At 26.8% G+C, this 26,550-nt stretch carries 19 protein-coding genes and 1 other RNA gene; 7 read left to right on the forward strand and 13 right to left on the reverse strand.

Annotation, left to right across the window (positions count from 1 at the left end; translation table 4 throughout):
• Positions 1–3 precede the first annotated feature (3 nt).
• The 13 genes from BCF89_RS07965 to BCF89_RS01755 form a co-directional block, all read right to left on the reverse strand.
• Entirely contained in the window at positions 4–4,893 is a 4,890-nt protein-coding gene (locus BCF89_RS07965) for a valine--tRNA ligase (protein ID WP_277870044.1), read from the reverse strand.
• Entirely contained in the window at positions 4,893–5,900 is a 1,008-nt protein-coding gene (locus BCF89_RS01700) for an ECF transporter S component (RefSeq protein ID WP_111518436.1), read from the reverse strand. Before BCF89_RS01700 ends, BCF89_RS07965 begins: the two co-directional genes overlap by 1 nt.
• Before the next feature lie 143 nt (positions 5,901–6,043).
• Positions 6,044–7,144 (reverse strand): YhjD/YihY/BrkB family envelope integrity protein, encoded by a 1,101-nt coding sequence (locus tag BCF89_RS07970; protein ID WP_111518438.1) that lies wholly within the window; start codon positions 7,142–7,144, stop codon positions 6,044–6,046.
• Positions 7,128–8,552, reverse strand: a complete 1,425-nt coding sequence (gatB, locus tag BCF89_RS07975) for an Asp-tRNA(Asn)/Glu-tRNA(Gln) amidotransferase subunit GatB (RefSeq protein ID WP_111518440.1) — start codon at positions 8,550–8,552, stop codon at positions 7,128–7,130. The genes BCF89_RS07970 and gatB overlap by 17 nt, the downstream gene beginning before the upstream one ends.
• The gene (locus BCF89_RS01715; RefSeq protein ID WP_111518442.1) at positions 8,545–9,870 is read right to left on the reverse strand and encodes an amidase family protein; all 1,326 of its coding nucleotides are present in this window, start codon (positions 9,868–9,870) and stop codon (positions 8,545–8,547) included. Before BCF89_RS01715 ends, gatB begins: the two co-directional genes overlap by 8 nt.
• On the reverse strand, positions 9,860–10,162 hold the full coding sequence (locus tag BCF89_RS07980; RefSeq protein WP_111518444.1) for a glutamyl-tRNA amidotransferase: 303 nt from the start codon (positions 10,160–10,162) through the stop codon (positions 9,860–9,862). The genes BCF89_RS01715 and BCF89_RS07980 overlap by 11 nt, the downstream gene beginning before the upstream one ends.
• A gap of 13 nt (positions 10,163–10,175) precedes the next feature.
• Positions 10,176–11,012 carry an RluA family pseudouridine synthase gene (locus BCF89_RS01725; RefSeq protein WP_111518446.1) on the reverse strand — a complete coding sequence of 279 codons (837 nt, stop codon included), beginning with the start codon at positions 11,010–11,012 and terminating at the stop codon, positions 10,176–10,178.
• Positions 11,005–11,625, reverse strand: a complete 621-nt coding sequence (scpB, locus tag BCF89_RS01730) for an SMC-Scp complex subunit ScpB (protein WP_111518448.1) — start codon at positions 11,623–11,625, stop codon at positions 11,005–11,007. The genes BCF89_RS01725 and scpB overlap by 8 nt, the downstream gene beginning before the upstream one ends.
• Positions 11,618–12,391, reverse strand: a complete 774-nt coding sequence (locus tag BCF89_RS01735) for a segregation/condensation protein A (RefSeq protein ID WP_111518450.1) — start codon at positions 12,389–12,391, stop codon at positions 11,618–11,620. The genes scpB and BCF89_RS01735 overlap by 8 nt, the downstream gene beginning before the upstream one ends.
• Before the next feature lie 18 nt (positions 12,392–12,409).
• Positions 12,410–13,195 (reverse strand): lysophospholipid acyltransferase family protein, encoded by a 786-nt coding sequence (locus BCF89_RS07985; RefSeq protein ID WP_111518452.1) that lies wholly within the window; start codon positions 13,193–13,195, stop codon positions 12,410–12,412.
• A 13-nt stretch (positions 13,196–13,208) separates the two neighbouring features.
• Entirely contained in the window at positions 13,209–13,517 is a 309-nt protein-coding gene (locus tag BCF89_RS07990) for a 4'-phosphopantetheinyl transferase superfamily protein (protein WP_111518454.1), read from the reverse strand.
• Positions 13,518–13,614: 97 nt separating this feature from the next.
• Positions 13,615–14,943, reverse strand: a complete 1,329-nt coding sequence (locus tag BCF89_RS01750; protein ID WP_111518456.1) for a C1 family peptidase — start codon at positions 14,941–14,943, stop codon at positions 13,615–13,617.
• A gap of 8 nt (positions 14,944–14,951) precedes the next feature.
• Positions 14,952–15,656, reverse strand: a complete 705-nt coding sequence (locus tag BCF89_RS01755; RefSeq protein WP_111518458.1) for a potassium channel family protein — start codon at positions 15,654–15,656, stop codon at positions 14,952–14,954.
• Between the two features lie 309 nt (positions 15,657–15,965).
• Between BCF89_RS01755 and BCF89_RS07995 the strand changes: the two genes are divergently transcribed.
• The 7 genes from BCF89_RS07995 to BCF89_RS08010 form a co-directional block, all read left to right on the forward strand.
• On the forward strand, positions 15,966–17,399 hold the full coding sequence (locus BCF89_RS07995) for a TrkH family potassium uptake protein (protein ID WP_277870045.1): 1,434 nt from the start codon (positions 15,966–15,968) through the stop codon (positions 17,397–17,399).
• Positions 17,400–17,408: 9 nt separating this feature from the next.
• On the forward strand, positions 17,409–23,039 hold the full coding sequence (locus tag BCF89_RS08000) for a transcriptional regulator (RefSeq protein ID WP_111518462.1): 5,631 nt from the start codon (positions 17,409–17,411) through the stop codon (positions 23,037–23,039).
• Between the two features lie 71 nt (positions 23,040–23,110).
• An RNA gene (gene rnpB / locus BCF89_RS01770) (RNase P RNA component class B) lies at positions 23,111–23,494 on the forward strand.
• 105 nt (positions 23,495–23,599) lie between these two features.
• A complete protein-coding gene (locus tag BCF89_RS08005) occupies positions 23,600–23,941 on the forward strand; it encodes a DNA-processing protein DprA (RefSeq protein ID WP_277870046.1) in 342 nt (113 codons plus the stop codon).
• A 98-nt stretch (positions 23,942–24,039) separates the two neighbouring features.
• Positions 24,040–24,345, forward strand: a complete 306-nt coding sequence (locus tag BCF89_RS05310; RefSeq protein ID WP_241856542.1) for a DNA-processing protein DprA — start codon at positions 24,040–24,042, stop codon at positions 24,343–24,345.
• Positions 24,346–24,539: 194 nt separating this feature from the next.
• Positions 24,540–25,259: a purine-nucleoside phosphorylase gene (deoD, locus tag BCF89_RS01780; RefSeq protein WP_111518464.1), complete on the forward strand. Its 720-nt coding sequence runs from the start codon at positions 24,540–24,542 to the stop codon at positions 25,257–25,259.
• The coding region (locus tag BCF89_RS08010) for a thymidine phosphorylase (RefSeq protein ID WP_111518466.1) at positions 25,259–26,550 on the forward strand (1,292 nt) is incomplete at its 3' end. The genes deoD and BCF89_RS08010, both read left to right, overlap by 1 nt.

Here is a 26,550-nt window from a genome sequence, read left to right on the forward strand (position 1 = left end):
ATTTTACTTTGTTTTTTGCTTTAATTCATTTAAATAAAGTTCTAAATTTCTTTTATGAAATTCAAGTTTTTCTTTCTTTTCATTTATTTGTTTTTGAGGAGCATTTTGTATAAATTGAGGATTATTTAAGAATTTTTCATTAAATGCAATTTCATCTCTTGTTTTTTTAATTAATTTTTCTAGTTCACTAATTTCGTTAAGTTTATCTTCATTTCTTTGTTCAATGAAAATCTTTCCAAATGAACATTGAATTAAAAAATCATTATTTTTATTGACATTGAAGTTGGATAACTTATTAATTATTAATTGATTTAAAGAATTAATATTGCAATCTTCAATAAAGTAATTTAGAGTTATCGATTTTGAAATCTTTTTGTCTTCGCGATATTTTCTTAAATTTGTAATTAATTCAATAAGGTTGTCAATGCTTTGATAATTAGAATTTTTATTAATACTATATTCAATGCTTTTTGTTTGTAGTAACTCTTCATGATATATATCTTCAAATAAATAATCACTTAAAAAAGGCATATATGGATGAAGAGTAATTAGAATTTCTCTGAATAAATAATGAATGAAATAATTATTATTCTTAAATTTTAAAAATTCTAAGTATCAAGATGAGAATTTATTAATAATAAAATCATAAATAAACTTATAAACTATTGTAAATTCATATTTATTCATTGCTACATCAATGCTTTGCTTCATTGAATTAAATTGTAAAAGAATTCAAAAATCAAATTCATCTAATTTATCATATTTAATTTTTTCTTCAAGATTTACTTCAATAGGTTTGATTAGTCTTGCAATGTTTCAAAACTTGTTAATGAATAATCTTGCACTTTGAATTTTGTCATCACCGAAGTTGATGTCGGCTCCCGGTGAGCAATTGAAAATCAATGACATTCTTAAGACATCTGAACCATATTGATCGATAACAGAGATTGGGTCAATTCCATTTCCTAATGATTTCGACATTTTTCTTCCCTGAGAATCTCTTACTAATCCATGAAGAAGAACTTGTTTAAATGGAATGTTATCCATAAATTGTAAACTTTGAAAATACATCCTTGAAACTCAAAAGAAAATAATATCATAGCCTGTAACTAGTAAGTTAGTTGGGAAGTATCTTTTAATTTTTTCATTTGTTTGAGGCCATCCTAAAAAAACAAATGGAGCTAATGCTGAACTAAATCATGTATCTAAAACGTCATTATCTTGAATTCAATCTTCTCCAGGATTATCAATCTGAACTAACATCTCATCATTTTTATATCATGCAGGAATTCTATGCCCTCATCAAAGTTGTCTACTAATAGTTCAATCATGAACATTTTCCATTCATTTAATTAAAACTTCTTCGAATCTAGCAGGAATAAATTGGACTGCATTTGATGAATCTAAATTCTTAAGAATTTTCTCTGCCAATGATTTCATCTTAACAAATCATTGCGGTTTAACAAGAATTTCAATTGGTTCATTAGTTCTTTCTCCATAACCTACGTTAGAAATAGTATCTTCTACTTTTTCCATTAGGTTATTTTCACTTAGTTCTTTTGCAATTAAAACTCTTGCTTTGAAACGATCCATTCCTTGATATTTTTTTGCATTGGAATTCATTTTTCCTTCATCATCAATGCATTCAATGACTTCAAGATTGTTTTTCTTTATTATTTCAATATCATCAATTGCATGAGCTGAAACTTTCATGATTCCAGTTCCAAATGAAGGATCAATTAAGGTCGAAGAAATAATTGGAATTTCTTTGTTTGTTAGTGGATGAATGATTGTTTCATTCATTAATTGTTTGTATTTTGAATCATTTGGATTAAGAGCCAAAGCAACATCTGAAAACATTGTTTCTAATCTTGTTGTTGCAACAGTTAAATGAGTATTTTTTCCCTTAAGAGGATATTTAACATAATATAGTTTTTGTTTTACTTCAGTAGGGATAACTTCGATATTTGATAAAGCAGTTTTTAATTTCGGATCCCATGAAATAGCTTTTGTATCGCGATAGATTAAACCATCTTTAAACATTGATACAAATACTTTAAGAACAGCTTCATTAGCATATTTATCTAATGTAAATCGTTCACTTGGATAATCTAATGCGAGTCCGAGTTTGCCTCATTGTTGACTAATTCGGTTAGAGTATTCATCTTTTCATTTTCAAATTTCATCAACAAATTTTTCTCTTCCTAATTTATATTTATCTAATCCAATATTCGATAGTTTTTTTTCTACAACAACTTGGGTAGCAATACCTGCATGGTCTTTACCAGCAACTCATTTGACATCAAAACCCTTGCTACGTTTATATCTTATGATTGTATCGGCAATAAATGTGTCTAGCGCATGACCAATATGTAATTGGCCTGTAACGTTTGGCGGTGGTAGGATGATAGTAAATGGAGGTTTATTCAAATTATGAGTTGAAAACGCTTGCATATCAACTCATTTTTTATTTCTTCCCTTTTCTACTAATATGTGATCGAAATTTTTTTCCATATTTTCACCATCATTAATGTTTTTTACTTCCGCGATTTTCTTGTTGAAATTAATTATTGTTTCTTCTTCAAAATCATATTTGTCATTAATTTCAGCCTCTTTTTTAGTTTGATTTTCATCTAATAAAAGAAGATCTCTTATTTTTTTATTTTTAATATTATTGTCTTCTACTCATTTAGTTAATTGCGATCAAGTACATCAGACATAGTGGTCAGGTTCAATTTCGTATTTAAAAATACCTTCAACATTATTGCTTTTTTCAATGAAATTTCTTAAATCATCTTCGCTATCAAAAGTAGTTTTGTTGAGGATTTTTTTTACATAAGGATTTATTGGATTATTGATAATTTTATTAGTCTTTCCTTGTTCTATTGTACTCGAGTTATAAATAACATTTAAATCAGTCGTAATTTTTGATGCGAGTTCAATATTATCTAAAAAATAAATTCCAATTCCTTCTTTACTTAAAATGTACTCATTTAACTTATTTAATGTGTCAAGTTGAATTTTGAAATTTAACTTGGAAATTAAATTTCCTAAGATAATAACGTCTGGATTATTTAAGAAAATTTTATTAATTTCAAGAGCAATTTTTTCATCAAGTGTTAAATATGATAAATTCATTACCAATTTATCTAATGACATGCCAGAATTTTGAATTATTTTATAGATATTTAATTTCAATATTAATTGAAAGAAAGCATCCTTATTATTTTTTATATTATTGATAATTTTTTCATAATTATGAAATTTATGAAATGAATCAAATAAAAGAAATTTCATTGATGTAAGATCGTAGAAAATTCTTGACATAGGATTTGAAAATAAAGACTTTATGTCTGAATTATCAATTTCAGTTGAATGTTGCTTAAATATTTCATCTAATAATGAATTAATTTTCTGTTTAATGAGTAAAAGATTGTTTTTATTTTTGTTATAAAAAGGTAAAGAATTTAAGTAAATTTTGAAAGATTCATTTTTTATCTTTTTTCCTTCAGTATCTATTTTTCAATAATACTCATACTTCTTTTCTTCTAAATCATACTCATATTCTTTAAGTTTGGCAATACTAATATGATTAAATTCTTTTACATTTTTTAACTTAGAAATTTCGTCATTAATTTTTTTAACTATGTTTGTTGTTTCTTCTTCAATTAGATTCTTAAATCTTTCATCATACATTTTGATACTTTTTTCGATGATAGATTTAGTAATATATTTTGCTTGAGATTTTAGTTGCTTGTGTGAACTAAGAATACCTAGAGCACTGATTTCATTGACGATGTAATCTCTTAAATCATAGATTTCCTTAATAAAATCAATGATTAAAGATTTCTCAAATAATCTTATTTTGGGTAGATACTTTTTACATGCTTCATAAAATTTTTTATTTACATAATATCTTGGATAATAATACGAAAATGCATCAACTTTATTTTTTTTATTTAGATTAGCTTTGTTAAAAGAAGTTTCTAAAATGAACTCATGTTTTAATTTATCAAAATATTTTTTTGTTTCTAATTTTGTGTTTTTCTTTAATTTAAATATCTTTAAACGATTTTTTAATTTATTTAAAACAGGAGAATTTAAAGGAATTTTTTTTCTTTGATTATTTTGATTAATTAATTTTTCGTATTCTAACTTAGCGAAATTATATTCTTTAAATTTAAGAAGTGATGAACCACTTTCATAATCACTAATCCGGTCTTCAAGATAAGTTAAAAATTCTTGTTCATAATTTTGAATTATCTTAATGACATTTTTAATTAAATTGTAAACGTTTTGCATTAAGATAATTTTGTCATTGTAACTAAGCTCATGAAGTTTTTCATTTGCATCAATATCTACTATTGATTTGATTTCTTCGATTATTGGTTCAATTTCTTTTTGAAGACTTTGATTGATTGAAGAGTATTTTAAATTTAAATGATACTTTGAATCTTGGTAAACATCTTGTCAACCTTTTTTAAAAACAGTTGTCATAAAATTAATGATGTTATTATTCTTGATGTATCTTTCAAGGTAAGAAAAAACAGTATCTTTTGTTTTATTTGAAAAAAGATTTTCATCATCAAATCCGAATGCTAGTTTCTTTTGATATTCATCGTTTTTGTATGTCAATGAGTAGTTTTTTTCTTCACCTTGTTTAAATTCAATAAAACCTTGATATCCTTTTCATTTGATTTTATTATTTGTCAATAATCTAAAAATGGCATCTTTTGTTTTGACATCATTTGAAAGAATTGCTAAAATATTGTTTTTAGAAATTGAAAAATTAAGATTACTAATGAGTAAATCAAAATTCATCTTATTATTTGTTCAGTTTTTTGCTCTTGCTTTTAAACCTGTAACTCTTAGTCCTGTAATTTTTTTATCCATTAAAATCTATTGCCTTCTTTCGATCTAATAAGTGAGGCAACTACTTTGTATGTTGCTAAAATGATTGCGAGATTAAAGAATATTTTAATTGGACTAGTTAAGGTTTGACCAGTAAAGTTGACCCAAAAATCAGTTTTAAGTGTCTCAGTATCTGCTCAAGCTAATAAAAGAGTATTAATTAATTCAAGAATTGCACAAAATGTTATGATTGCCATAACCTCAATAAATGTTTGGTAATTCTTTCTTAAAAACAAGCGATAAAGAACTACAAACACAATCATGCCAATGAAACCTGAAGTTGTAAGGATTACATAAAATAATCTATTTTTAATAAAACGGTTGTGTTCAAAAATTGAACTATCCAATTTTGAAAATATTGCTAGAATAATTATAATTTGCAATGCTAAAAAAGCAATTGCTGAAATAAATGAGAAATTAATCATTGCAACAGGTTTTTGCTTTGTTTCAAGAATAATAACCTTAACTTCATAGAAGGCAATCTTTTCTGAAAAATATTGTAAGTCTTCAGAGTTACCTCTTGCCTGAGCCTCTAAATATTGAATCTTAAAAAATTCAATAGTTTGTTTATATTTATAAATTCTGTATCTTCTTGAAAAAAACAACTCATTTAGATTGAAAAAGTAGTAGCCAATTAGACCTGGAATAAATCCGGCAGTCGCGACAGCTAACGTATACAAAACATTGTAATAAGTAGGAACCAAAGCAAATGAAATTAAATCAGCTAGAATTCCAGTTATAATGCCAACAATTGGTCCAAATACAAAACCAGTTATTTTTATTGGAAGGCCAATAAAACTAAACTTAAAAGCAGGAAGTGCACTAATTGGAAGAATTCTAACTGAAATTAGAAACATAACAACTGAAATCGCAATTAAAACACCAACAAATGCAATCTTTTTAGGATTTCATTTTCTAAAAGATATATTTGTTTGTGATCTTGCTCACTTTAAGTAGTGATTAATACCACCAGGCAATTTCTCTTTCATATCCTTCCTTTTATTTCTTAATTTTATTCATACTATGAACTTTATAAGTTTTTATCTCTAGTAATAAACTAGTCTAATTAATATAAATAATAATATATTATTATTCTCTTTATTTAAGTAATTTGAAACAAACCAAAAGTTGATTAGTTTCTTTTATTTAATCATCTTCCTTTTTCAATAGTTGGAAGATTAATAAAAGTTTTATAAAAACTTGCATTTACTATGACACCTGTGTAAATAAAATATGACATTATACTTAAAAGTAAAATAATGTACATAAACGAGGCAACTATTCCAAATTGTTTATAGTTTATCAATGATGCTAAAGATCCAAAAATCAAAATATATAGTGAAGTAGGAATTGTTGCAATTAATACTCCGGGGCTAATTTGTGAGAATTTAATCTTAAAACTAGGAGAAAATTTAAATGAGATAAGTAGTGAGCAGTATATTAACATTGGCAAGAAGAGAATAATTGGCAATCAAAAAATAATTTGAAAGTCTCATCTTAAATCAATAAGACCCTTAATTGAAGATACTTTTTGTTTAAAAACATTTTCTAAAATAAAAGCTAAAAATGCGGAATAAGTTAATAAAAATATTGTTAAAGAAATTGTAATGATAATACTTGTAAGAAATCCCTTTACTCTTGTTTTTCAAAGAGCATTTGTTGTTTTGTGTCCATAAAGAGCATCAATTGAAAGAATAAATTTGCTATATCCTTTTGATGAAAGCCATAAAACAGAAAGAGACAAAATAATAAAGGTTATTGCTCCACCAGCATTATTTAAAATTCCAGAAAACGCAGGGATAACTTTATCAATTCCAGGAATTAATTGACCTAAAATAATAACCTTAATTATAGTCTCATAATCTTTGTTAATTAGACCTATGATTCCAATAACTAAACCAATAGTTGGAATAAAAGAAAGAAACATATACATTGCAAACCCGGCAGGAACAAATGCGAATTCATAGGAATTTATTTTTAAATATGTTGTATTAACAATTTCTTTAGCTTTAGATCTTGAACTTCGCAATGAATTTGGCATTGCAATAAAAAGAATGCCGTAAATGATTGACTTAATAATTTTTTCAATTATATTATTTCTCTTTTTATTCTTTACAATGTGCTTTGATGAAAAGTTCTTTGATTGTCTAGTATCTTGTTTCTTTTCTTCTTCCTGATTGTCTGGTTCTTTATCTCATCCAGTTTGTAAATAATCTCTATTCTTTTTCTTCATTTAATGCCTTAATTAGTTGATTTAATTTAATTATATCTGCTTTACCACTAGTTTTTTTCATCACCTGACCACTTAGAAATTTTGAAGCACGCGCAAAATTATTCTTAAATTCAACTTTAAGTGAAGGGTTTTCATTAAAAATTTCTTCAATAACTTCTTCAAGGTTTATATTTTTATTCTCAATAAAAAGTCCATTGTCTTTAATAATTAAGTCGACTAAAAACTCTTTATATATTTGGACTAATTCTAAGATTTGTTTAATGCTATTTTTTGATACTTTGTTATCAATAACATATTGAATCAACTTTGAGATTTCCTTTGAATTGGATATAATTTGGTGACTAAAGTTTGGATTTTGATTCATATATGAAACAATTTCTGAAAAAAAGATATTAGTTGTTTTCTTAAAATCTGTTGTATTTAATGAATCTAAAAAATTAGCATATGTTGGATTATTAATCAATTGCGAAATTTGAACATTATTTAATCCATTGACTAGATATCTTTGTTCTTTTTGATATGGAAGTTCTTCGATAGAAATGCTATCAATTAATTCATTGGAAAGTCTAATATATGGAATATTAGGTTCAGGAAAATATTTATAATCAATTGCACTTGATTTTGAACGCATTAAGACTGTAATTTGCTTATCTTCATCAAATCTTTTTGTGGATTGCTCAAACGGAATGTTATTTTCATAGCAATTAATTTGATAATTTGCTTCATAATTAATTGCTTTTTCAATATTAGAAATTGAATTTAGATTTTTTATTTCAACTCTTGTGTTTAAGTCGTTAGTTCCCTTTCTTCTTACTGAAATATTAACATCAACTCTTAGACTTCCTTCATTCATTTTAGCATCGGAGATATTAATAGCTAAAGCAGTTTGTCTTATTGCTTCAACATATGCAATTGCTTCCTGTGAAGAATGAATTACAGGGTCTGAGACAATCTCAATTAGTGGTATTCCTGAACGATTATAATTTAGGAATGTTAATTTATTTTGGTGTAAGGATTTTGCTGTATCTTCTTCAAGATGAATTCTTTCAATCGAAACATCTTTTCACTCATTGTCGACTTTTATTTTGATATTGCCATTTTTGCCTATGGGATTAAATTGCTGAGTTATTTGATAACCTTTAGTTAGGTCGGGATAAAAGTAATTTTTTCGATCAAATCTAACTAAATGGTCAATTGTCATATTTAGTGCTTTAGCTAACTTAATTCCCTTAATTATTGCTTCTTTATTAAGAATAGGTAGAGTTCCTGGGTATGCTAAATCAATTGGTGATACATATATATTTGGATTATCTGAATATGAATTAGGTTGAGATGAAAACATTTTTGTTTTAGTGTTTAGTTCAATATGTATTTCAATTCCAATAACTAATTCTCAATCATTATTCATTTAGATCCTCCAATATTTTTTCAATATATAATGCATGTTCAAATAATTTTGTATCTTTGTAGATCTTTGTATCAATAGCAATGTTGAATGGCATTGATGTTGTTTTATCAATTCCCAGTTTCATTGTTAATGATGGATTACCAACTAAATTAGCATATGTTAATATAAAATCTAGATAGGATTTATATTTTGAATCTTTTCCGATTTCAGGAGCAATATCATTTGAGGCAGGATAGATAAATAAGTCTACACTCTCATGAATTTTAGTGAAGTATTCAGATAGTAATCTTCTAATTTTTTTAGCCTTCACAAAGTATTTAATTTGATTTTCATTTTCCAAAAATAATGAACCAAGAATTAAACGACTTTTAACCATTTTTCCAAGATATTTAGATCTTGTTTTGATGAATGTTTCAGTTCAATCATTACCTTCATCTCTTTGTCCAAAGCAAACTCCGGTTAGATTAGCTAAATTTGATGAAGCTTCAGAGAATGATATGACTTTATAAATTACATCAATTGAATTAAGAAGTTTTTCGTTTTCCTCAATTGCAATTAATTCAATGTTCTCTTTTTCTAATTTATCCAATAAATTTCGATAAGAAATAGCAACTGAAGGACTTAACTTATCAAAACAATTTAGGTATGCAATCTTTAGAGGCTTTTTTTCTTTTATATTATTGTAATCAAAACTTAGATTAATCGAAGTCATATCATTTTCAAAATCTTGCTTATATAAAACTGATGAAATTTTAATTAAGTCATTAATGTTATGAGAGAAATAAGCAACTGTATCAAGTGATGAAGCATAAGAAAAAAGACCATATCTACTAATTGCGCCATAACTTGGTTTGAAACCGATTGTTCCAATATTTGAAGCAGGTTTTCGAACGGAATCCCCTGTATCTGAACCGATAGCAAAATCAATTTGGTGATCAAATGTTGCTGCCGCTCCTGATGAAGAACCTCCAACTAAAAATCTTTTATCTAGAGGGTTTTTAATTAGACCGTATGCTGAATGTTCACCACTACCAGCTAATCCAAATTCATCTAAATTAGTTCTAGCAATACATGTAGAGCCTGCATCTTCTAATAATTTAAGAATTGTTGCCTTATATTGAGGTTTAAATGTTTCTAAGAATAAACTTGAAGCACGACATGGAACATCTATATCAGCATAATTATCTTTAATAGTAAAAATATAATTAGCTAAAAGACCTTTATCATTTAATTTTGCATCTTTAAAAACAAATGAAAGTGCATTATTGTCATCTGTAGATAATTTTTTAATTATTGGTTCAAGATTCTTATTCTTCATTGACTACTCTTTTCATTATTACTAGATCATCATTACTATTGGCAGCATTGGCTAATAAATCTTTTTTTTCAATTTTCTTTGTGCTGTCAACTACATCTTCTCTTAGATCTTCAAAAGCAATTTCTTTTTCATTGATATGTGAAAGAGGCTTAATCCCCTCTAAGTCCATTCATTCTAGTTCATGCAATGATTCATCAATTGAAGCAAGAAGTTTTTTTGTTAACTCAATAACCTCGTCATTTGGTTCAAGTAATAAATCATTTGCAAGTTTCTTTATTTTTTCAATTTTCATATTTAATTAATTCCTATCATCTTGGATATGAAATAAAAATCTGGTCATTGTATTCAGCAAATTTTTCTGGTAAATGAGAAAATTTAATTGAATATGAATGTAAATACATACGTTTAGCTTTTTTGCCACCATATTTAGTGTCACCTAGAATAGGTGCTTTTAGATATTCTAGAGTAGCTCTAATTTGATGTTTTTTTCCAGTAAGAATTTGTGCAAACTTACGATTTCCTTCCTTAAAAAAGATAGTTTTTGCTTTAGTTCCAAAATCTGGATTAACTTTCATTTTTTCATTTTTAATATCTTTTTCAAGTCTAACAGTAATATCTAATTTTTCTTGGTTAAAATTCTCTGAGACAAATTGGTAAATTTTTTCAAAATGTTTTTGATTATCTTCAAATGTCACTAGTGCTTCATAATTTTTAGCATAAACAACAAGCCCACTTGTTTTTTTATCTAATCTTCCAATTGATGCAGGCACAAAAGAACTAGTCTTTTTGAAATTAAGATATTTATGAACTTGATCATCCAAGCAGTTTTCTTCAGAATGCATTGCTACATTTGTTTCTTTGTCAATGATCAAAAGATTTTTATCTTCATAAATGACCTTAAAATTGATATTTGCTGTGTTTCTTTTTTCTTCTTTTTTAATTTGGCTAAGACCATAGATAATAATTTCATCGCCAAGTTGCAATTTATATTGTTTATCATTGGTTCTTAAACCATTAATCTTTATATCTTTTTGTCTAAAAATTTTTTCTATTCTAGACTTTGGAACATTATCACAAACACGAAGAATGTATTTGTAAAGAATACGTCCAACATCATCTTTCTTAGCACTAAATTTATTCATTTAAATCATCCTTTATAAAAATACCATCATTGTTTGTATCACTTCTTTGTGAATCAAAGAGATTGAATTCTTTTTCATTTATATTTTCGTCTACATTTGAATATCTCTCAAATTCAGGAAAAACAGGAAGTTCAGCTAATGTCTTAATCTTAAAATAGTCATAAAATTTGTTTGTTATACCATATAAAATTGGGCTACCTGGACTTTGAGCTACTCCTACTTCTTCAATAATTCCTTTTTCTAATAAGCTTGCTACGATTCCATCACTAATAACACCACGGATACTTGAAATGATTGAGCGTGTAACTGGTTGTTTATATGCTACAATCCCTGCAACTTCAATAGCTGCATTGGAAAGTTTTTGCTTTCTTGCAATGCTTAATAAGTCGGAAATATGATCTTTAGCAGCCTCAATAGTTAAAAACTTATAAACATCATTAAATTCAAAAACCTTAATTCCGCGGTCTTGATTGTTAAAAAATGTTTTAAAGTCTTTTAACATTTTTTTTCCTTCTTGAATTGTATTCAGTTTAAATACATCCCTTATTTGCTCTGGACTAATACCTTCACTGCCTTGAATAAATAAAAGCGCCTCGATAATCTTATTATTCATATTTATCCCCTTTAGTTATTCTTATTGCACCTTCATCTTCAAATTGCTCAATGATTAAAATTTCTTGTCTTGCTAAGTCGAGAATGGCTAACAAAGTAATTACAAAATGCCCCATTGAAGGTACATCAAAAATTTGTTCAAATGAAACATTGTCTTTATTTCTAAATAGATTAATGATTCTTTCTTTTTGTTGTTCTGGACTAACTGAGATTGTTGAAATGGTAATGTTTCGAATGATTTCTGAATAGGTACGTTCAAACATTTTTCGTAAAGTAATAACTAACTTTGAACTACTTGAATACCCATCTAATATAGAAGGATCAACTTCTTTTTTAAATTGATCTGCTTCTTCAGGTTCCTTTGAAAAAATATTTTGTCTTCGTTCTTCTTTTTCCTTTAGAATTGTTGAAATTTCTTTGAATTTCTCATATTCAGCAATTTGCTCAATCAATCTTTTCTTTTCTTGTTTTACTTCTTCATCATCCTCACCATCCTGAAGTAGCATTTTTGCCTTAAGTTGCAATAATGAGGCTGCCATAATTAAATAGTCTGAAGCGATATCAATTTCATAAGGTTTGATATTTTTAATTATTTCAAGATATTGAGTAACTAGTTCGATAAGATCAATTTCAAAAATACTTATATTTTTTTCTTTGACCAATGTTACAAGTAAATCAAGTGGACCATCAAAATTAGATAATCTAAAAATGTGTTTGTTAGATGAATTTATAAATTCATCTGAATCTCTATTTTCAAGATTATTCATATTTAAAACTAATCCTTTTTATCTTTTAGAAAATGTATTATTGATTGTTTCAGATGATGTAATTGTTTGATTAGTATATGAACTTTCGACAATACTCTTAATTCAATCAGCAAAATCTTTTTTGTCTAGAGTTTGGAATTGTTGCGGTCTAATAACTGGGTGAAATTTAATAGTTACCACTAATTTACCATCTCTATTTTTATCTAATGCATTAGCTGCATTGTTGATTGTTACTGGTACTAGAGGAATATATGTTGATTGTGCTGTTAAAAAAGCCCCGGCATGAAATGTTTGAAGTTTTCCGTCTTTAGTTCGAGTTCCTTCAGGAAAAATAACACCACAAGTTGAATTTCTTTTAACATATTGGCCAAATTCTCTTAGAATTGAAAGAGCTTCTTTTGGTTTATTTGTGTCAATATAAAAAGTATCTATTAAATCACTAATTTTTTTGATTGTTTTTTTCTTCTGAACTTCAGAACGCGCTACAAATGTCGCTTGTTTAGATTTTTTTGATCCATCTCCATGATTTCAAAGAGCTGAAACAATAATTAAAGGATCTAAATATGTAGAATGATTTGGTGTAAGAAAACATGGCCCACTAGGGATGTTTTCAAATCCTTCAACCTGAACGTCAACATTTAAATGTTTAAGAATATTGGAACAGTGTTTTTGAATATAAAAATGTTTTTCACCTTGTTTATAATAATCAGGCATTCTTCTATTTCTTGCTGCCTTTGATTTTAGAACTGTAATATTATGAAGTATTGGAATAATTCTTCAAAAGATTCGTGTTTTTAATTTCATAGTCTAAAACTCCTTAATCATTTTTTTTAAATGCAACAGCTGCAACATAGCCATCTTCAATTGTTGTTGAAAGCTGAAAATCTAAAAAAATATACTTACCTTCATTAGTTTTCTTTATCAATAATTTCTTAAAATCAAACAATGAATTATCAATCTTATAAATGCATTCTTTAATTGCTCATCTTGTTGCAAGAAAAGTAGGTTTTTTTTCTTTTTTTAAGCAATTAAATTCTTCGATTTCATCTGGGTGAAGAAATTTCTTTATTGTGTTGATTGAAAGACGCTTAAATCGTTTGATTTTTGTTAAGTCAATTGAAATCATTTTGCCCCTAACGATAAATAATTATTAATTATAAATTAATAAATAATTTTGGAATTTAAAAATAAAAAATATGCAAGTCTCAACTTGCATATAACTTTTATTCAGCACATAGAGGATCAAATGGTGAAATTTCTGTTATTGGTTTTTCAAATGTTTCTAGTATCTCAGCAGTTAAGTATTTTTTATCAATAATTGCCATGTAGTTGTAATCTGTAAATCATTGATCACTCATGGATCAAAAACCTTTATTTCCAATATCAGCACCTCAACTGTTTTCAACCTTTCATGCGATTGGATTTTGTTTCTCATCCAAATTTACACCTACCATATTCATTGCGTGTGAAATTACCGAAGCTCTTGATTCAAATTTTTCTGCTTTGCTAAAATTAGGAGTCTTTGTAAGTGTTAGATCGAAATTATATAAGTTGGAATCTAAGATACCTTCGCGATTTGAAAATGTTGAAACATCACAACCAAATCAAATTCCCTCGCCACCTTTAATTTGATTAATCATCACTTTTTTTAATGTTTCAATGTCGACATTGATCATTGTAAGCGGGATACCACCAACCATATTATTTGCTAGTGGAGCCTTAATGATTGAATTAAGTGGAAATTTATTTCTTGGGTCAGCTACCAAATCAATCTTGTTTTCAATAAAATCTCCAACGTACTTATCAAAGAATTCATTTGGAGTCATTGTTTCAAGAGCAACGTATTTTTTGTCTTTATTCATATATTCAAATTTGAATGATTTTGGAGGATGACCTAATGTTTTAAGAAGAATGTTATAAACGTCTTCTAAGGCTTTTTCTTTTAGTTCTAGTACTTCATTTTTATTCTTATTTAATTTAAAATTCTCTCTAATTCTTGCTGTGTAGGCCTTCAATCTTCAATTAATTTGATTTACCATATCATTAGTTGATTCAGAACTATGAGATTCATTCATTGCGTCCTTGGGAACTATTCCATATTTTTTAACTAGATTAACAAAAAATTCTCAATATCCTCCGTCTGATATAGGATTATCATTGAAATGTCTAAAAAGTCTATCTTCACTATCTAGTTCAAGTCCTTCATTTACGATTCAATCTAAATAAAAATTTGCTTTTTCTAATTTGTCATAAAAGTGAAGATAGTTTTGTGATAATTCAATATTTTCAACATTTAAATCTTGAATTAATTTAATTCTAAGTGAATTTAGTCCTGCGAAGATTCAACATCTTCCACTTTGTTTTTGGTTTGTTATATTTCCAACCTTAGTTTCGTTTGAAAACACAAAATTGTGTTTTCTTACTATTTCATTATTTATAGAACTTTGTTTAAGACCAACCTTTAATATTGCTGATTCAATAACTTTATTTGTTAAATTTGAATCATATTTTTCTTGAAATTTATTCAATAGTTCTTTAGTTATAGCGTTCATTTTACTCCTTATTTTTTGTTGCTTTTTTTAGTTTTTGTACAGAATTCAGTTACTTCAATAATATTTCTTAATGTTCCAATAAATGTAATCATGTCATTTTCTCTTAGTACAAAATCACCACTTGGAAGAAATGTTTTTTTATCTCTTTGGATTAATGAAATTAGGACATTATATTCGTCTCTAAAAGGCAACTCGCTAATGTTTTTATTAATGATAGTTGGATTTTTGATTGAGGTTGTTGTACTTACATAACCATCCCGAATTTCAACAATATCCTCCGAAAAATGTGTTAGAGAATTATCTGAAACCATAATTGCAACCTTTTTTCCTGCTTCTTCTTCAGGTGAGATAGTTTGTGTAATTCCAATTTGTTTTAAGATTCTGGCATGTCTTGAATTAAGTGAGCGAGCAATAATCGTTTCGACGCCCAATTCCAAAAGTGCTGAAACAATTTCGATGTTATTTGGTGTCGCTACAATAACAACATCAAATTCTTTGATGTTTAGAGTTTCAAGTGTTTTGATATCAGCACAATCTGCAACATAAACAGCATCAACTTCATCTTTAAATTGAATCAAATTATGTTCATCATTATCAATTAAAACTAATCTTATGTCGTTAGTACTATCTGAAATTAATTTTTTTACAATTGCTTGCCCAAATCTTCCAATTCCAATGATACAAATTTCCCTTGCTCTTTTAAAAAGTCCCATAATTTCTCCATAATAAAAAGTAGTAATGTTTATTAAATATTATCATAATATTTTTTTGATTGTTAATGATGGAGAAATCTTATTTTTTAAGTTTGACAATTTTGTATTTAATTATTATTAAATACATAATAAAATACTCAATTTTAGTAATAAATTTATATATAAAAATGATATAAAATATATATTTTATATATTTTGGAATATAATAAACGCATGCGAAATAAGATAGGTAGCGCCAAAAAAGCAAGCATTATCTTGAAATTTTTAAGAAAAATCGGGACAATAAGATATATATTTCTAATATATATTTTGTTTACGGTTTTAATTTCTTTGTTGCTTTTTTGGAATATCTCACACAAGGTAGATGTTGATACTAAAGACCCAATTAGAGTCAAATATATTGATGCATTATTTATTGCAACATCTGCGTTTAGTGATACTGGATTAACAACTCTCACGCCATCTAGTACTTTTAATGAATTCGGACAATTCTTAATCGCAATTAGTATGGTCGTTGGTGGAATTGGAATTTTTACAATTAAGTTATATATATTTCAATCCATATTCGGACTTAGATCAAATTTATTTAGTAATATGGTTTCACAAACAGAAAGAGGTTCCTCAACTATTTTTGAAACACGAAAGATGATCAAGGTTGCAATTTCATTTTTAATTATTACGACAGCAATTGCCTCAATAATATTTACAATGCTTCTTTATTTTAGAGAGAATACAAATTTTGTTTTACCTAATCAGGATGCATCAGGTTTTGGCAAGGTTGCAATGGCAAAGAATGAAATTCCCTATCAGAATTTTCCACAAGCACTTAAATTAGGTATCTTTCATGCCATAAGTTCTATTAATAATGCTGGATTTGACCTATTTGGAAATAAGAGTTTACAACCTTTTTATAAGGACTATGCATTTCAATTAGTTACAGTTACAGTGTTTGTTATAGGTGGCGTCGGATTTCCTGTAATTTATGATATTTGAAGAAGAATCCAACTTAAGAAAACCAATTCAGTTCATAGATTTCATTTGTTTACAAAATTTACAATCATAACTTATATTGTTACAACATTAATTGGTTTTGGTTTGACTGCGGTTTTGGAATATACTTCCAAGGCAGATAATGCTTTTTGAAAACAATCTATGTATGGAAATGATGGAGATAAAGTATTTGCAATTTTCTTCCAAGTAAGTTCAACTAGATCCGCTGGTTTTTCAACAATTGATTACACACATTTCAATCATTCAACTATTTTAATTCATAGTATTCTTATGTTTATTGGTTTTTCTCCTGTTTCAACAGCGGGTGGTGTGCGTAATACAACGATTGCAGTTATTTTCTTAAGTATTCTTACAATGATAACTGGAAAAAGAAGAATTAATGCTTTCAAAAGACAAATTGGAAAAGAAATATTGATTAGAGCAGTTAATGTATTTGCAATCGCATCATTACTAGTAATAATCTTTTCAATTATTTCGTATTCAACATTTGAACATCCAAGTCATACAAATCTAATTTTTGTAATGTTTGAAGCATGTTCGGCATTTGGAAATACAGGATTAACTAGTGGCGTAACTTCTCATGAAAGTTTACATATTGCTGGAAAATTAAGTCTAATTTCATTAATGATCATCGGTCAGTTTGGTATCCCACAGGTAATTAAGTTCTTTGGGAAAGAAAAAACAAGATCAGAACACTATCAATACATCTATGAAGATGTATCAATAGGTTAGGAGAAACTTATGAAAGTAACTAAGATGATTAGGAAAGTAGGTGCTATTGCTATTTCAACATCTTTAATACTTACTATTCCTCTAATTTCAGCTTCATGTAAGAATGAAGATAAAAAGGAACAGCATGATGATCCAAATACAAAAAATAATACACAAAAACCACTTAAGGGTGAAGTTAAGTATTTAGCTATTGGTGATGATTATGCACTGGGGCATAATAATGCAAAAAATGCACAAATAAAGAATCATTTAGATCCTAAAAGCAATCAAGTATTAGGAGTGTCATATGCTTCTTATTTGGCTAATGCAATAATTAGTCTCAAAGATGAAAGTACATTTCTTAAAGAATATAACAATTTTGGCTTAATCAATTCTAATATAGAGGATTGATTGTATCTTTTAGATCTAAATAACAATAAGACAGATTTACATTTTGAAAGAACTAAAAAAGTTAATCAAAATTTAGGAGCAATTAATGCTAATTTAAGCAAAAATGAACTAATTAAGGACTTAAAGAATGCTAATCTTTTAAGTATTTCACTTGGTTTTAATGATTTATTTAATAAAGAAGAGCTTCTAAATTTATTATTCAATCAAATTGATGATTCGAAAGAATTACTTAAGAAACTAGATGAAAAGATTGAAAAAAGATTGAAATCAATTGAAACCAATTATCTGAAACTAATTGATGAAATTAAAAAAGTCAATCAAACTATCAATATTAATCTAACTGGTTATCTTGTACCTTTTTTACATTTGCAAAAAACTGAAAACAATAAAGATATTGCTAAGTTTCTAAAACAAACAACAAACAAACTTAATGAAATAATTAGTAAAATAGCAAAAGAAAAGGAAGTTAATTTTTATTCATTCGTTAATGAAGAGTTAATTATTTCAAACATTACTGATTTTAGTTTGGATTTTTTAAGTTTTCTTCCATCAAAAAATGCATATAAAAAACTTGCTCAAGATATCTTTGCTAAAATGGCAATTTCAAAAGAAAAATACAATCTTTTGTTTAGTAGTGCTAATAAGTCAGACCACAAAGTTGCATTATTATTTAGTAAACTTCCTGAGACAATTAAAGCAACTATTTTTGGGATCAATGATTCAAGTAATGGTGCATATAACATGCGTTATACTTTTGAAAACTTTGATCAAAATCAAGAAATTATTAATTCAGAAAAAAGTGGTAGTTCTATTGAATCATTACTAGTTGAACATTCAATCAATTTAGATTCAATGAAGAAGAGTGAAATAAAGGATCTTTTGATAGGTCTATTTGGAGTTGTTGGTTTCAATAATAAGGATTTCTATTCCTTAATTGAAAAGTTATTAGAAAATGAAAATGAATTAGAGTTACTTAAGAAACTAATCAAACAAATTTTAGGATCAGAAACCTTTAAGTTGCTTTTGAAAAAATCTAATGCAAAGATCCTAGAACTAATTGAAAAACAATCACATCATAATACTTCTTTAGAACAAATTAGAAATCAAGGCGCAAATGCTTTAGATGATAAATCAATCGTTTTTAATCTTATTAAAGATATATTAAATGATAAATTTTTAGAAAATAAAGAAATTTTAACCTTCTTAAAAACTAATTTACCAAAGATAATTAGATCAATCTTTGGTAATACTTTAATTAATAAATTATTTATTGGGCCATTGAAGCAAATTTTCTTTAATAAAGTTGACAAAAATTTATTAGATAATGAAATCAATAAAATCATCGATCAAATATCAACTAATCTTCTAGATAAAAGCAAAAGAAATAAATATTTTGCTAAGAATGATTTTTCTTTATTTGTAAAAGAACTTCTAATTGATATTGAAGAAAAACACATTAACTTATATGCTTTGGTACTTGATTCAATAAGAAAAAATTCTAGTTTATTTGATAAGGTAGTTGTAGAAATACTTAATAGTTTAGATGAACTTTATAAGATTAAGCATCAAAATAAAGTAGACGATGTTAAATACTTCATAAAATCACTTCTTGAATCTGTTGGTCTTAATAAATTAAAAAATAAAGATGAATGATCATATGGAATTTTTAAGTTTCTAATTGAAAGTATTGTTTTAAATAATGAAAATAATAAGCAAGAAATAACTAAGAAATTCCTTACTAACTTAGCACTAAATAATAATGATGGAATTAATCAAGGAAATAAACTATTCTTTAAACTAATTAGTTTCATTCCAAGTAAGATTCAAAATTTTAACAAAGAAAAATATGTTAGTGGAATGGTATATTTAACTTCTTCAATGATTGATGTTGAAAAGTTTCTAGAACCAGACAAAATCACTGATTTTATTAGTAATAAAGATGCATTTTTAGACTTTATAAAAAATATTTCTAATAAAAAGACAAATAAAGACTTAACTGAACAAGGCAAAGAAAATATCAAGAAATTCATTTCAGTTGTAATTGATGATGGACTAGATAATAATTTTGCTAAATTAATCTTAGAAAAATTCACCAATTTTTCGATTATCATGCCTTTAACTAATTTGATCAAAGCAAACAACTTAGAAAAAGACTTATTAGAATTAAATAAGAAATTCAAAACAATCGAAGAGTTAGTTAACTCTTGATATAAAGGTGTTTATGAATCCGCTTTAAGCAAAGAAGTTGTTAATAAAATCAAAAATACAATTAATGATATTGTGTTTGATGAAAAGCAAATATATAACAAGGAAAATCCAATTAAATTCTTGTTATCAGTATTGGAAAATGCTGAGCAAAATGGAATGTTTGGAATCATTGAAGAAATAAGTAATCAACTTGGTAAAAAAGAAGAAAATTATTCAGTTTTTGTTGATCTTATTACAGTTTATCTAAAAAAGAAATTTGCTATTGAAATCAATGGGGATGATAAGAAAAAAATTCTTTCGACAATAAGTAAGTTCTTTAAGGAATTTCCAAAATTAGGAATTTTCAAGACAATAAAGAAAAACTTCGTTGATTTAGTTAAGGAAGTTAAAAAACAAAATGTTAACGATCTAAATCAATTAGGTCAAGCATTTAAGAATAATCTTTCAAGATTAACAAATTCGATTTTTGATAATGATAATATTGAAGAATTACTTGGATTCATTGTTGGCAATGATGACAAAGAAAAAAAGAATAATGTTATTGTTCAATTATTACAATTAGTTTTATCTAAAGTTAATGACAAAAACAAAGATACGATTAAAAAAGAAATTGGCAATTTATTAAATAAACTTATTGATATGCCAAATTTCAAGAATTTGTTAACCAATCAAATTGAAAACATAAGTAACTTAATTTTGAAAGAGGATTCTTCTGCTACCAAATTTGCTTCTTTAACAAAGAAAAAGTTGGAAAAACTTCTTTTAGATGACGAACTAAAATTGAAAGAATTAATTACAAAACTAGTTGATTCAGTTTTTGAAATTAAAAATAATGAAGGTGATTTAAAAGATTTAGATTCAATAGCTAAATGAGTATCAAAACTTTTAAAGGAAAACAAGAATATATTTGAAGAAAAGATACAAGTTCTTTTAAAAGAATTAATTGAAGATAAAGATTACTTAAAAGAATTAATTAAGTTTGTTTTAGGTGTTGTTGGTAAAAAATTTAGTTTTGATTCAATGAGTGATCAGATTGATGATATTGCAGAATTCCTTGCAAGATCAATTAGTAATTTAAATAAAAATAATGGACTTTCAGAATTAATTTCTAAGTTACTTAGTTCAATAATTGAAAATGGCATTTTTAACAATGGCTTTGATTCTACTAAAATAAAAGATAGTGTTCTATTAGCATTGAAAAAATTTGATTATAAAGGAACCTTTACAGTTGATTTCTTTAAAAAAGCTGCAGAAGCAGTGTTTGATAAAAACATTAAAAAAGAACAGTTTACTAAGGAATTAACATCATTATATAAATACTTATCAACTAATATTCCTAAATTAATTAGTAATTTAAAATCAGCAAATCTAAGTCCAAGCGCACCTGCAAATGATAGTGGTCGTGGGGATTCCTCGAATGGAAACACTAATACAAACGATGAATCACAAAAGCAACTATTTGATAGTCTTGAACAACTAATTGTTAATTCATTAAAAGGATTGAATGGTGCATTGAAAGATGACTCATATAAAGATATCAGAGAGTCAACTATTTCAACAATTTCAACAATTATTAATGGCCAAGTATCAAATGCAATTAAGAATATTAAAAGTGATTTATTATCTGCAAATAAGTTAGTTCCAATAATTGAAGCATTCTTTAATAATCAATATTTCCAAAGTCTAATTAAAAATGTTATTGAAGAGTTTTTAACTAAGAATGAAATTAAGAAGGATAAGGTTGCTGACATTCTTAATGAAATTCTTGAGAAGGTATCAGAAAAAATTAATAATGAAGTACCTACATTAATTAAGAGTTTAGCAAATGATAATAAATTAATGGAATCAATTGCTGCAAGTTTAATTGATTTCCTTGGGTTAAAAAGCACTACTAAAGAAGACAAGAAATTTCTTGCTGATTTATTGAAGAAAATCTTAAACGAATTAGCTAATAAAGATTATCTAAAAACTAAGATTATTAAAAGAACCACTCATCATTTAACTGAATATAGCAAACAATTTAATATTCAAGAACCTTTCAAATGAATCCTTGAAGCAATTGAAAAAATCAAATCAGGTTTTAGTTTATCTGACCTAAATATTTTGGGTGACCTAGTAGGAGATAATAAACCTATTAATGGAGAAAACTTAGTAAAACTTATAAACTTACTATTCGGCAAAAGTGATTTGAATGATTCATTATTGTACAAGGCATTAAGAAATATCAATATGAATTCTGATAAAGATAAAAGAACTAATATGAAAACGCTGAATGATGCAGTTGGTAATGCAATTAGTGGTCTATTTTCTTTTGGTAGAGGTTCAAATTCAAATGGTGACAGTGATCCTTACAACATGACGCCTTCTTTAGATGTCCTTAAATTTGCTGATGATATCTTTAGATTAATATATGGTGAATTCTCTAAAAAAACTAAGGATAAAAATGGTTTCAAAGATAAATCGCAAACTGATGAATGAAAGGCTGTATATCGTTTGAAAGTTGCAATTGATTTCATGGTTTTTGAAATGTTTGGGCGTGAAACTGAAATGAATAATCGAGATAACTGAGGCACTATTAACTTATACAAGGGCAAAAGAGCCATATTATGAGAACTTCAAGAGGGAACTAATCTAAAATGAATTCCTGGCGTTGGTAATAAGTTTTCTGGTATGGGCGGTTATTTTAAAGATTTGCATGAACGTCGTCAATTTACAAATTATTTAAAGGATGAAAGTGGTGGCTTTCTAGGTTTTTTCAAAACATATACTTATTACGAAGAATCAAACTATGGTCCTGAATCTATAACTTATATCATTACAAGTTCAGGATATAATGATTCTGAAAGTTCAAGTCAACTTAAGGACTTCAAGTATATAGTTGATGAGAAAGAACAAAACAAAAGAATTTCTAAGAAAGAATATATCCTTCTTACTCTAAAAGAAGGTGGATATGGTAAATTCATGAAATTGAATAATAAGAAATCAGAATCGAAATGATCAGATTTAAACCAACTCGGCATAAATGATTTTTTTTCTGATTAGATAAATTCAATAATTAACTAAAAATTGCTACAAGTAATTATTACTTGTAGTTTTTTAATGTAAAATTTTATTTGCACGGCCAACTGCTGCAATGAGAATGTAGAGGAAAATCCGCTCTAGCACTTGCTGAGATGCAAGTAGTGTTCATGCTAGGTCAAATAAACCTAGGCAGCTTCTTAATAGAGGTTGACGACTAGTGCAACAGAGACGAGCTTATTAGATTAAGGTGCAACGATGTAAACTCCATGAGTTAGAAACCCAAATTTTGGTGGGGGAACCTTGCTAAGGGAATTAAACTAAAGCAGGGAAGTTATTTTAATAACTTAGATAAATAGTTGGCGCTGTGATTAATTAATAGTCAATAAATTGTTCTATATGTTTCATTTTTTTTGAACTCCTTTCTATTGTGTTTCTATTTTTTAACTAATTCACAGTACAAAAAGCGGTTTATAGTGCAAAAGGTCATCTTGGCCTTTTTTTATTTTCGCTATTTTTTCTCAATTTGCTAAAAATACTAATTACTACGTATTAGCATTAAATCATAAAAAGGAGCAAAAAAAATGAATGAAATACTACTATATTTTTCGCTTAAATATAAGGGTGAATGACAAAAAATATATCAAGCAATATTAAAAAAAGAAGTCATTGAGGAAAATGATTTTAGAGAACGATTAAATAATTTTAAGAATGACAAAATTGAATATATAACAATCCTGGATGATTTATATCCAAAACAATTAATGCATTCTGCGCAACCTCCATTTGTTCTTTATTACAAAGGAGATTTATCAATCTTAAGTAAAAGTAATAAATGTATTTATTTAACAGGAGCATACGAAACACAAGCAATTACAAATTATGTTAATAAATTGGAAAGTAAAAAAAAAATGTCACATTTTTAAATTTAATATGACCTGGACTTGAACAATCTATTCTAAGTATTCTTTACAATCATAATTTCAAAACAATAATCTTGCTACCATGTGGTATCAATTGATCTTTGGATAATCTACATTTAAGAAAATTTGATCATCAAAATTGTTTATTTCTATCTGAATTTCCTAGTGATTCACATCCTACAAAAAATTCATTTATTTCAAGAAATAGAATTAGCGCTAGTTTATGTAATAGTCTTGTCTTATTATCTTTGATTGATCAAAGATATAACGCATTGATTAATGAGTTCTTAGACCAAGGAAAAAACATTCAATGTTTATTGTTTAATGACCATGATAAAAAAGATTGTAATGTCGATTTAATTAATCAAGGAGCAGAACTAATAACAGAAAACTCTGAAATTTTCTAGGTGCAGTTGATAACTAATAAATTTAATGTATTATGGAATACTAAGTAATATATTATTCAATAAATATAAAGTATATTTATAAGTAGAATTAATAATATAATTTTATTTGGTAAATAAAAATTAAATCTATAAATTCAATATGTTTAATAATCTTGATGATTTTTAGAAAAAAAATAGGAAAAGAGGAAATTAAAATGACACCGCATATAAATGCAAAGGATAATGCATTTGCTAAATTAGTATTAATGCCAGGGGATCCTTTACGTGCAAAATATATTGCTGATACATATTTGGAAAATGTTGAATTAGTTTCTAACGTAAGAAATGTATTTATGTACACAGGATATTACCAAGGAAATAAAATTTCAGTTTGTGCTTCCGGGATGGGAGTTCCTTCAATCGGAATTTATTCACATGAATTATTTAGTGAATATGGTGTTGAAGCAATTATTAGAATAGGTTCAGCTGGTTCCCTAAAAGCTGATCTAAAAAACTATGAAATGGTTTTAGCATCATCTGCTTATAGTCAATCAACAACCTTTAGAAGCTCTGTTCTAAAGGATTCAGAAGTGACTAATATAGCATATCCAGATAAAGAATTAAATGAATTAATTTTAAAGAATGCTTCTGATTTGAAAATGAATGTTCATGTGGAAAGAATTTTAACTGAAGATGCATTTTATACATACCAAACACCACAAGAGAGAGCAGATATTTCAGAAGGTGCTGTGTGTGTGGAAATGGAAGCATATGGACTATTTAGTATTGCTGAAAAATTAGGTAAGAAGGCTGCTACATTATTAACAATCTCAGACAACTTAATTACACATGAATATACAACAAGTGAAGAAAGACAAAATTCATTCAATAGTATGATGAAATTAGCACTATCTTTAGCTAAGGACTTTCAATAATGCGAATAATTGATATCATAAATAAAAAAGCAAGTAAACAAGAATTAAATAAAGAAGAAATTGAATTCTTTGTTAAAAACTATGTAAGTGGTAATATACCAGATTATCAGGCTTCAGCACTTCTAATGGCAATCAAATTAAACTCAATGAATGAAATTGAAACATCATATTTAACTAATGCAATGATTAATTCAGGAGATACAATTGACTGATCATATTTAAATAACGTAATTGCAGATAAACACTCTACTGGTGGTGTAGGTGATAAAGTAAGTATTGTTTTATGTCCAATTTTAGCTTCCTTAGGATTAACAATTGCCAAGATGTCAGGAAGAGGACTAGGACACACTGGTGGAACTCTAGATAAACTTGAATCGATAGCAGGATTTAGAATTTCATTATCAGATTCAGAGTTTAAAGAAGTTGTTGAAAAACATAATATGGCAATCGTGGGACAAAATGAAAAATTAGTTCCAGCAGATAAAAAAATATATGCATTAAGAGATGTTACTGGTACAGTTGATTCAATTCCTTTGATCGCAACTTCAATAATGTCTAAGAAATTAGCCACTGGTTCAACATGTATATTATTGGATGTTAAATGTGGTAATGGTGCATTCATGAAGAATCTAGAACAAGCTAAGGAACTTGGCAAATTGATGATTCAAATTGGTAACCAATTAAATCGAAAAATTGCTGTTGAAATTACAAATATGGAAAAACCACTTGGTAGAGCAATTGGAAATAAGATTGAAATCTTGGAAGCAATTGATTCACTAAATGGAAAAGGTCCAAAAGATTTCATGGAAATTATTTATTCATCAGGTTCTACTTTACTTCTTTTGGCAAATAAAGCAAAAAGTGAAGAAGAAGCAAGAGCAATGATAAAAGAAGTTATTGATAATAAAAAAGCAATTACTAAATTTAATGAATGAATAAAAGCTCAAGATGGAGATATTGATTCAGTCTATAAAAAAGATTGATTTAATCCAAAATATAAATATGAAATCATTTCAGATAATGAAGGATATTTAAAAATTGATTCAGCAATTGAATTTGGTCTAGTAGCAATGAAACTTGGAGCAGGTAGAAGTAAAAAAGAAGATAGTATTGATTTTGAAGCAGGGATTTATTTGAATAAAACATCAAATGACTATGTTAAAAAAGGTGAAGTATTATTTACTTTATATTCTTCAAATCCAATTAATACTGATCTTGCAAAAGATTTATTGAATGTAATCCAATTTAGCAAAAATCCATTTGAAATTAAGGAAGTTTTAGCTAAACTAAA

This window comes from Metamycoplasma auris (assembly GCF_003253435.1).
Classification (GTDB): Bacteria; Bacillota_I; Bacilli_A; order Mycoplasmatales; family Metamycoplasmataceae; genus Metamycoplasma; species Metamycoplasma auris.